Origin of the sequence: Tepidanaerobacter sp. GT38, assembly GCF_021991635.1 — a bacterium.
Classification (GTDB): domain Bacteria; phylum Bacillota; class Thermosediminibacteria; order Thermosediminibacterales; family Tepidanaerobacteraceae; genus DTU063.
In genome coordinates this window covers 20,212-29,849 of sequence record NZ_JAFFJA010000044.1, presented here as the reverse complement: position 1 = coordinate 29,849, position 9,638 = coordinate 20,212, and the positions used below count along the sequence as shown (strand labels likewise).

The window sequence follows — 9,638 nt, the reverse complement described above, 5'->3', positions numbered from 1 at the left end:
TACAACAACTTGACACTATCGACTTACTTAAATTTGTAGACATTTTAAGGCAAATCGGTTATGTTATTGTTAAATTGATATTGGTACTAGTTTGAGTGCTTAAGTGGGTATATAAATACAATTGGAATAATATTACTCGTCTTCAATTTTCAAATATTTACTTATGCAGGGGGTTTCTATGTATAAAAAAACTATAATAACGGCAATTGTGATTACATTTATTTTTGCGGTTTTTACGCCAACTGCTGCATATGCCAGTGAAAATCCCATTTCAGTGATTGCAGATGGAAAGCAGTTAACATTTGATGTTCCGCCGATATTACATAACAACAGAACTTTAGTGCCTTTTAGAGCTATATTTGAAGCATATGGAGCTACTGATATAAAATGGAATCAGAACTTGCAAAAAGCTACGGGAACCGTTGATGGCATTACCATAGAACTGACTGTAGGTTCAAACACGGCTATAGTCAATGGGAAAAGTATGGAGCTGGATGTACCGCCTATTGTAAAAAACGGAAGAGTGTTGGTTCCAATACGATTTATATCAGAAGCTTTAGGCTATGATGTGGAATGGGATAATGCCAAAAGACAAGTTATCGTCAAATCTCAGGTTTATTGTAATACTTTTTACAACAATACATTAGGTGTAAAACTCAGGATGGGACAAGAAGCTGATGAATTAATAGCAATAATGGGAGAGCCGGACAGGATCGATAAAAGCGGTAAATATTACGATTGGTATATTTATAATAATGATTTAGAACATTATATACAAGTTGGTGTCTATGACAATAAGATAGTTGCTTTTGCCACAAATGCTTCCTCCTGGGTACTAAACAATGATCTGAGAATAGGAGACCTTAAGAGGGACATAGAGAAGAAATATGAGCTTCGTGGAAATGTGATTTATTTAAGAGAAGACAATCTTGAAATACTGTGGGACATACATAACAATAATAGTTTATCTACATTTATTTTGGAACGTAGAAACACTGATAGCAATGACCTCATCCTTAGCGAAGACTATTACACCGAGGAAGTTGCCAGGTCTTTTGAAAGGCAGGCTTTTGACCTGACAAATGTATACAGGCTCAGAAACGGCAGGAAATCCTTAGCTTGGAGAGAGGATCTAGCTAAAATGGCATTGTACCATTCAAATGATATGGCTACAAACGGTTATTTCAGCCACGATTCACTAAACGGAGATACTCTGGGTGATCGGGCGGCAAAATTTTTGGGAAACTATAGAGTTGTTGGTGAAAATATTGCAATGGGTTTCGGTAACGCACTAAGGGCTGTCGGAGCCTTATATAATTCGGAAAGCCACAGGGAAAATATGCTAATGAGAGAATATGAGTATTTGGGAGTCGGTGTCGCTTTTAGAATGAGCGAAGGTTGGCTAACCGAAACGCTGTACTTAACACAAAACTTTTGTTATTAAATTCAATAACTTAATAACTTAAGTAACTTAAGTCCAGCCACCGAAAGGAATGATATGATGAAACCTAAGGTAGCTTTTATATGCGTACACAATTCGTGTAGATCTCAGATGGCAGAAGCTATAGGGAGGCTTTTTGCTTCAGATGTTTTTGACTCTTACTCGGCCGGTACAGAAATAAAAACACAGATAAACCAAGATGCTGTGCGGATTGTAAAAAAGCTTTACAGCATAGACATGAATAAAACACAGCATCCGAAACTGATTGGCGATATGCCTGATGTAGATGTAGTTGTAACCATGGGCTGCAATGTGTCCTGCCCCCAACTTCCGGTAAAGCATAGAGAGGACCGGGGTCTAGATGACCCCAGCGGCAAAAGCGATGAAGAGTTTATTCGGGTAGCAAAAGCAATCGAAGAGAAAGTGAAGGATTTGGCCTGGAGGATTAAAAAAGGCCAGATTCCCAAATGTTTGTCATAGAAAACTGGAGTCTTAAAGACTCCAGTTAGTTGTTTATAAGCTCATCTAAATTTATCGTTTCACCGGATTTTATTCCCTGCACAATTCTGCGGCTCAGGGGCGTTTCAATGCTTTGCTGTATGAGCCGTTTTACAGGCCTTGCTCCGAAACTTGGGTCATATCCCTTTTCGGCCAGATAGTTTATGGTTTTTTCCGACCAAGTAAGTTCAAGGCCTAAAGAATCCCTTATTCGTTGAGCAAATCGCTTTAGTAAGAGCTCAGAGATTTTTTGCATGTGTTTGTGCCCAAGGGGTTCAAACACTATTATTTCGTCTATTCGATTTAAAAACTCTGGCTTGAAGTGGTATTTCAAGAGATTTAAAACTTTTTCTTTTATCTTAGAAAAATCTTCTCCATTCTCAGCCTGAGAGTCAAGAATTTCCTGACTGCCAATGTTTGAAGTCATTATAAGGACTGTATTTTTAAAATCCACAGTGCGGCCTTTGCCGTCGGTAAGCCTGCCGTCATCGAGGATCTGAAGCAGTACATTAAATATATCATTATGAGCCTTTTCTATTTCATCAAAAAGTATTACTGAATAAGGTTTTGTTCTAACTGCTTCCGTAAGCTGGCCCCCTTCATCATAGCCTACATATCCAGGTGGTGCTCCGATAAGCCTTGAAACCGAATGTTTCTCCATATATTCTGACATATCTATTCTGATCATATTTCGCTCATTGTCAAATAAGGCTTCAGCTAAGGCTTTGGCAAGTTCGGTTTTTCCCACACCGGTGGGGCCTAAAAATATAAAGCTGCCTATAGGTCTTGCAGGGTCTTTTATGCCTGCCCTTGCCCGAAGAACCGCATCAGTTACTGCTTTTATTGCTTCATCCTGACCTATGACCCGGCGGTGAAGGATTTCATCAAGGTGCAGCAGTTTTTGCTTTTCACCTTCCAGGATTTTATTTAACGGAATGCCCGTCCACTGGCTGACAACTCGCGCTATTTCTTCTTCGTCTACCTCTTCTTTCAAAAGGGTTCTCTGATTTTGCCTTTGTTTAATAGCTTCTTCCTGGGCTTTCAATTCGTTTTCCAGCTCGTTTAGTTTTCCGAATTTCAGTTCTGCAGCTCTATTTAGGTCATATTCCCGTTCGGCTTTTTCAATTTCAAGTTTAACAGTCTCAATTTCAGATTTGATTTTATGGATACGATTTATTTCTTCTTTTTCCCTTTCCCATATGGCTTTCATTTCTTCAAATTCTTTGCTTAATTCATTTAGCTGTTTTCGGATATTTTCCAGCCTTTTTAGTGACAAATCGTCCGTTTCCTTTTTCAGTGCAGTTTCTTCTATTTGAAGCTGAGTTATTTTACGCTTTATCTCATCAAGTTCAACAGGCATGCTGTCAATCTCCGTGCGAAGGCGAGCTGCCGCTTCGTCCATGACATCTATGGCCTTGTCAGGCAAGAATCTGTCGGAAATATATCTGTCTGAAAGAGTAGCTGCTGCTATAATGGCGCTGTCCTGTATGCGAACTCCGTGATATACTTCGTATCTTTCCTTAAGTCCTCTAAGTATAGAAATAGTGTCCTCTACCGATGGAGGGTTTATCATCACCGGCTGGAATCGGCGCTCAAGGGCGGCATCTTTTTCGATGTATTTTCGATACTCGTCTATAGTAGTGGCACCTATGACTTTTAGTTCTCCCCGGGCAAGCATAGGCTTTAACAGGTTTCCTGCATCCAGTGCACCTTCTGCCGCTCCAGCGCCCACCACTGTATGAAGTTCATCGATAAAGAGAATAACCTGGCCGTTGGACTGTTGGATTTCCTTTAAAACCGCCTTCAGCCTTTCCTCAAATTCACCTCTAAACTTGGCACCCGCGATTAGAGAACCCATATCCAAAGCTATGATGCGCTTGTCTTTAAGGCCATCAGGCACATCTTTTGCTACTATACGGCGCGCAAGGCCTTCTACTACAGCAGTCTTGCCCACACCGGCTTCGCCTATGATGACCGGATTGTTTTTGGTGCGCCGAGATAAGATCTCGATGACCCGCCTTATTTCGTCATCCCGGCCGATAACCGGGTCAAGCTTGCCTTCCCGGGCAAGGCGCGTAAGGTCTCTGCCGTATCTCTCAAGGGCTTCGTATGTGGCTTCGGGGTTTTCACCTGTTACCTGCTGATTGCCTCGGATTTCTTTAAGAGCTGACAGCAACTGGTTTCTATTAATGCCCGCTTTTCTAAAGACATCCTTTACCTCTCTGTCGCCTTCGTCCAAGAGGGCAAGCAGCATATGCTCGACGCTTACGAACATATCTTTCATAGCTTGTGCCTCTTTTTCCGCTCTGATGAAAACCCTGGCAAGGCCCGTGTTCATGGCTAAGGGGCCGTCGTAGCCGTGAACAGATGGTATGCGGTTTACTATGTCTTCAGCGAGGGATTTAAACTGATTTATGTCTGCTCCGCTTTTTTCTATAAGGCGAGGAATAATGCCGTCTTTTTGAAGAAGTAAAGCATAGAGCAAGTGACGGGTAGTTACTTCCTGATGGCGATGCTCTACAGCTAAATCCTGAGCTTTTAATATGGCTTCCTGAGATTTTTGTGTATATTTGCTTATATCCATAATTTACACCTTCTTTCAATTTTTATGATACAACAAAGGTCAGGAAAGGTCAATATTTGATAACTTAATAACTTAGGTGCCAGGCACCTTGCCTTGGCAGTTTCTGTTTGTTATAATAAAGAAAAATGGAGTTTTATTTGAGGTGCCAAATGAAGAAAGTGTTTTTTAACTAAGTAATTAAATAAATCCTAAAAAGCATGAAAACCCTTAAGATTGCCAAGGGGTTAGTGTGCCTTTTTAGGATAGATTAGTTAAAAAACACTTAAGTAGATTTATCTTATGCTGCTTATTTAATAATCTAGGCACTTCATGACCCTAGTATAGTTTCTATATGAAATTATTTGCAATTGACTGCAGTATAACACTTAGGTGTTTGCTGCAGTTTTTCATTTTTATAGTAAGCATGGAGATGATTTTTTATGAATATAAATTTTGCTGAGCTTTCAAAGAGCTACAAAGGGAAAGCAATTTTTGAAAAAATAAGCGGTCAAATAAATGATGGTGATAAAATAGGCTTGATAGGAGTAAACGGTATAGGGAAAACGACTCTTGCCAAGATTTTGGCGGGTTTAGAAGAAAAAGACGGTGGAACTATTGCTCATTCCCCATCTTATATAAAAGTTTTATATATAGAGCAATATCCGCTTTTTGGTGAAAACATAACTGTGTATGATGAGGCTTTTAATGTGGCCTTAAAATTTTACGGCAATGCGGTAGAAGCTTCCGCTATTGCCAAGAAATGCCTTTTGGAAGTTGGTTTGAAAGAAAGCAAGTGGCAACAAAAAGCAAAGAGCTTAAGTGGTGGAGAAAAAACTAAGCTGAGCCTTTATAAAGCATTTGTGGGAGAATACGACTTTCTCATACTTGATGAGCCTACAAACCACCTTGATATGGAAAGTTTAGCATGGTTAGAAGAGTTTGTTTTAAACATCAGTAGACCAATTTTAGTCATATCTCATGATAGGTATTTTTTAGATAAGGTAGCAAATAAGATTTGGGAGTTGACTCCTAAGGAATTAAGGGCGTATAAAGGAAATTATTCATCATATAAAATACAAAAGGAAAATGAGATAAAGAGCCTTACAAGAGAATACAACAAGCAACAGATGAGGATTTCCCAGTTAAAACAAGAAATTAATGAGAGAAGGAGCTGGTACAACAGTGCCCATAAGGCAGCAGGCACCAATGATTTTTATAGGTCTAAGGCCAAAAAACATGCTAAAGTCTTAAAAGCTAAGCAAAGGCAGCTTGAAAGAATAGAAAATCAAAAAGTTGACAAACCGGAAAAACCTGTGTCGCCGGCCTTTGAAGTTATAAATAAAAGCATAATAGGCAAAAAGTTTCCCAAGTTTATTGTTCAGGGGAAGAATCTGTGTAAAAGCTTTGGTGACAGGCAAACCTTTAAAGACGTCTCATTTAACATAAAGCCAAAGGATAAAATTGCATTACTCGGCGAAAATGGTGTTGGAAAGACAACATTGCTTAAAATAATATGCGGTTTGGATAAAGATTTCAGCGGCCAACTTGAGATAAGCCCTTCCGTAAAAATCGGCTACTTTGCTCAAGAGCTTGACAACTTAAACAATGAAGCTACGATATTTGACGATGTTTTGGTTGAGGGTCATACGGCGCAAGAGGTTCGATTGCTTCTTGCAGGTTTGCTTTTTAGAGGGGACGATGTGTTTAAAAAGATCGGAAATCTGAGCATGGGGGAAAAGGGCAGGGTAGCCTTTGCAAAGCTTATTTTATCAGGTGCTAGTTTATTGGTGTTAGATGAGGCCACTAACTATATGGACATAGTATCAAAAGAAAAAATCGAAGAGGTATTAGAAGAATTTGAAGGCAGCATTATTTTTGTCTCTCATGATAGATATTTTGTAAGGCGTTTGGCAAATAGAATTTTTACAATAGAAAATAAAACACTCAACTGTTTCGAAGGAGATTATGAGTATTATTTAGCTAAACGTAAAGATCAAGAAGCACAAAAAGAAATTGGCGCAGATTATCGCATAATAAGTGAAAACATTCAGCGCTTGGAACTGGAGCTTGCATTTTTATCTGGTAAACTTAATGAAACTGTGGATGAAGAAGAAAAGGAGAAGTTAAATGAAAAATTCTTAGCAGTAGCAAGAGAACTTAACAAAAACAGGGAGCTTCTTAGGAAGTCGTAAAAAAGCTATAAGGCACCATCAAAAGCGATGGTGCCTCGCAATAACTTAATAACTTAGGTGCCAGGCACCTAATTAATCAAGATACTGCATTTTAGTAAGTTTTATTAATTCTACTTTTGAATCTGGAGTAATGTCCTTATTTACAATCATATTGTCGTCCTTGTTAAAGTCGAATATCAAAGTAATACCGTTACCTATATCAAACCACCCTTCGAGTTTCCCGTCGCTGTGAATAGTTTCTGGTTCTGTGTATTTTTCTCGGTACTTTGACAAAACCTTATCGGCAGTATCGCCAATTTTGTCACCTTGCCAAGTTTCGTAGTTTGTGGAAGTAAGCTCAATTTCCAATACTTTGCCGGAGTTTTGGCCTATTAAGATCGATAGACCGTCATTATAATTCCTTATATAATAGGGCTCACCGAAGTGGCCTTCTATTTCACTAAAAGTCTGTTCATAATCATCTCCTAAAATCATGTCAACTATTTCAGCAGCATCATCTAAACAAACTCCAGCAATGGAAGGCAAATTTTCATTAATAGTTTCATTAACAGCATTATTGTGATTAGGAGATTTGTCTTGTGAAGGCGATTTGCTGCTAGTGCAACTATTTATAAGTAAAGTTAACAAAAAGAGCGCCGTAAACATTAAAAATACTTTTTTCAATCAAATCACTCCTGATTTTATTCTTTTTATTTATATAGACGGAAAAAAGCTAAAAATGTTTCACGAAATTGGTCTTGGTATCATATTTTTGTCATGTTAATTATTGCAGATGGAAAAGACGATATGATAATATGAAACTTAGAAGATTTAGGACAGATGCTATTTTGGAGGAAGGACGATGAAGGAAATCAATAAACAATTAGCTCAGCAGATTGTAGATTTTGGTAAAAAAATGTTCAGAGCCGGACTGGTTGCTGGAACAGGCGGCAATATCAGCATTAGGGTTCCTGGCGAAAATGCTTTCCTAATTTCACCGTCTGGTATGCCTTATGAGGAGATTACGGCCGATGATATTGTGATGTTGGATATGGAGGGCAATCAAATCGGTGGCAAAAGACGCCCGTCTGTAGAAAAAAACATGCACAGGATGATTTTAAAGGCAAGGCCTGAATTTAATGCGGTCATACACACCCACTCCATATATGCCTCAGCTTATGCTTCACTTAGAAAACCGCTTCCCGTATTTTTGGATATAATGTCCTGTGTATTCGGCGGGCCTGTAGAATGTGCCGAATATGCCAGAATCGGTTCCGATGAACTTGCCATAAATGCAGAAAAGGCAATGAGGGGAACAAATGTGGCATTTCTAGCAAATCACGGCTGCATAGGGGCTGGAGAGAACTTAGAGCAGGCTTATGCCAATGTAGAGCTTCTTGAGTTGTGTTGCAAGATCTACCTTGCCGCATGTTCGGCTGGAATTCCCATACCTATTAGTGAAGATGATATACGACTTACAAGGGAAGAATTTGCTGCTAAATATGGTCAGAGAGACTAATACATAATTTATTAAAAAAATCAGTGAAAATTAGGGTTGTAAAATTATTAATTATTGTTATATAATAATATACAGAATATAGTATATTGGACGGGTGAATACTTTGATAAATAAGGAATTGCTTACAAAAAACGGAATTGCCGTTTTAAGATTGGGAAGAGAATTTATTTCATTAAAAACCGGAGATCGTATTGAACCGATAGGAAACTATTCCGAGAAGTTTGGCCTGGGTCGGGGAACTATACAGTCAGCTCTGCGTTTCTTGGAAGAAATGGGAGCTGTAAAATTGGAACCGAAAGGTCATCTCGGGACATTTATTAAATCCATAGATTATAGAAAGTTATGGGATGTGGCGGGGCTTGGAAGTATCACGGGAGCTATGCCCCTTCCCTATTCCAAGAGATATGAAGGCCTTGCTACAGGTATCTATAAGGCATTTGAAAAAGCAAATATCCCATTTAACATGGCATATATGAGGGGCGGGTACAAGCGGCTGGAAGGTTTGGAACACATGAAATATGACTTCATAATAATGTCAAAACTTGCTGCAGAGATTAGCATTTCTTCCGGCTATGATATTGAGATACTTTTGGACTTTGGGGACTATTCATATGTCCAGGATCACAAGGTATTATTTGCGAATCCCGGATATAATGAAATTACCGATGGTATGAAAGTAGCATTGGACAAAAGTTCACCGGATCATTTTATACTTACAACCAGTGAGTGCGAAGGCAAAAAGGTTGATTATGTTGAACTTACTTACAACCAGATTTTAAAGAGCTTACAGGATGGAAAAGTTGATGCTGCTGTATGGAATATAGACGAAATAATAGATAGAAACATAAAAATATCTTATTGTGATTTAAAAAGTCCAAAGGCTATTAATATTAAAGCAGATGATACAAGGGCAGTCCTTGTTGTCAAAAAATCAAATTGGGGAATAAGCGGCATCTTGAGAAATATAATAAGTAAAGAAGATGTCTGCGATATTCAAAAGAAGGTACTGATAGGAGAAATACTGCCTACTTATTAATTTTTTTTAAAATATAATACAGGGTTCTGTATATTGAACGGAGGTTAAAATATGAAAATTAGTGAAAGAATTGAAATCTTATATAGCGGAGGAGTAATAGATGAGGAAGTAAAGGACTTAACGTTGAAAGCAGTATCATGGCTAGAAAAAAAGAACATAAGCCTTGAAGATGAGCGGGGCCATATGTTTCTGACGCACTTTGCCATGTCGCTGCAGAGAATAAAAAAAGGTGAGCAGGTAGCAACTTTGGATTCTTATATAATAGATGAGCTTCAAAACAACAGAGGATACGACCTAACGCAGGATTTTGTAAGGTTTATCGAAAAACAGGGCAAAATACAATTGCCAGAAAGTGAAAAAGGTTATATCTTACTGCACTTATGCAACTTACTCGGAAAGGAGTGAAAAGC

Annotated in this window: 8 protein-coding genes; 6 read left to right on the top strand and 2 right to left on the bottom strand. The window is 38.6% G+C overall.

The genetic code is table 11. The features are described 5' to 3' along the window. The first annotated feature begins 178 nt into the window (after positions 1-178). Together JT739_RS07295 and JT739_RS07290 are read left to right on the top strand one after the other, a co-directional pair. The gene (locus tag JT739_RS07295) at positions 179-1,444 is read left to right on the top strand and encodes a stalk domain-containing protein (RefSeq protein ID WP_237660448.1); all 1,266 of its coding nucleotides are present in this window, start codon (positions 179-181) and stop codon (positions 1,442-1,444) included. Between the two features lie 57 nt (positions 1,445-1,501). Beyond that, positions 1,502-1,921, top strand: a complete 420-nt coding sequence (locus tag JT739_RS07290) for an arsenate reductase ArsC (protein ID WP_370642600.1) — start codon at positions 1,502-1,504, stop codon at positions 1,919-1,921. A gap of 25 nt (positions 1,922-1,946) precedes the next feature. Here JT739_RS07290 and clpB read toward each other — a convergent pair whose 3' ends face one another. Beyond that, on the bottom strand, positions 1,947-4,523 hold the full coding sequence (gene clpB, locus JT739_RS07285) for an ATP-dependent chaperone ClpB (RefSeq protein ID WP_237660446.1): 2,577 nt from the start codon (positions 4,521-4,523) through the stop codon (positions 1,947-1,949). A gap of 419 nt (positions 4,524-4,942) precedes the next feature. Between clpB and abc-f the strand changes: the two genes are divergently transcribed. Next, positions 4,943-6,694, top strand: a complete 1,752-nt coding sequence (gene abc-f, locus JT739_RS07280; protein WP_237660445.1) for a ribosomal protection-like ABC-F family protein — start codon at positions 4,943-4,945, stop codon at positions 6,692-6,694. A 72-nt stretch (positions 6,695-6,766) separates the two neighbouring features. Here the strand turns inward: abc-f and JT739_RS07275 are convergent, their stop codons facing one another. Continuing rightward, positions 6,767-7,357, bottom strand: a complete 591-nt coding sequence (locus JT739_RS07275) for a hypothetical protein (RefSeq protein WP_237660444.1) — start codon at positions 7,355-7,357, stop codon at positions 6,767-6,769. A 178-nt stretch (positions 7,358-7,535) separates the two neighbouring features. On the opposite strand from JT739_RS07275, the gene JT739_RS07270 reads away from it, so the two are divergent. The 3 genes from JT739_RS07270 to JT739_RS07260 all read left to right on the top strand — a co-directional run bounded on the left by JT739_RS07270 (position 7,536) and on the right by JT739_RS07260 (position 9,633). Continuing rightward, the gene (locus JT739_RS07270) at positions 7,536-8,192 is read left to right on the top strand and encodes a class II aldolase/adducin family protein (RefSeq protein ID WP_237660443.1); all 657 of its coding nucleotides are present in this window, start codon (positions 7,536-7,538) and stop codon (positions 8,190-8,192) included. Between the two features lie 103 nt (positions 8,193-8,295). Beyond that, a complete protein-coding gene (gene yhfZ / locus JT739_RS07265; protein ID WP_237660442.1) occupies positions 8,296-9,228 on the top strand; it encodes a GntR family transcriptional regulator YhfZ in 933 nt (310 codons plus the stop codon). A 51-nt stretch (positions 9,229-9,279) separates the two neighbouring features. Next, positions 9,280-9,633 carry a PRD domain-containing protein gene (locus JT739_RS07260; RefSeq protein WP_237660441.1) on the top strand — a complete coding sequence of 118 codons (354 nt, stop codon included), beginning with the start codon at positions 9,280-9,282 and terminating at the stop codon, positions 9,631-9,633. Positions 9,634-9,638 lie beyond the last annotated feature (5 nt).

What these genes read in the sequence shown, in the direction of transcription:
- abc-f (WP_237660445.1), top strand. Translation starts at nt 4,943, where the DNA reads ATGAATATAAATTTTGCTGAGCTTTCAAAGAGCTACAAAGGGAAAGCA.
- clpB (WP_237660446.1), bottom strand. Translation starts at nt 4,523, where the DNA reads ATGGATATAAGCAAATATACACAAAAATCTCAGGAAGCCATATTAAAA.
- JT739_RS07290 (WP_370642600.1), top strand. Translation starts at nt 1,502, where the DNA reads ATGAAACCTAAGGTAGCTTTTATATGCGTACACAATTCGTGTAGATCT.
- JT739_RS07260 (WP_237660441.1), top strand. Translation starts at nt 9,280, where the DNA reads ATGAAAATTAGTGAAAGAATTGAAATCTTATATAGCGGAGGAGTAATA.
- JT739_RS07295 (WP_237660448.1), top strand. Translation starts at nt 179, where the DNA reads ATGTATAAAAAAACTATAATAACGGCAATTGTGATTACATTTATTTTT.
- JT739_RS07270 (WP_237660443.1), top strand. Translation starts at nt 7,536, where the DNA reads ATGAAGGAAATCAATAAACAATTAGCTCAGCAGATTGTAGATTTTGGT.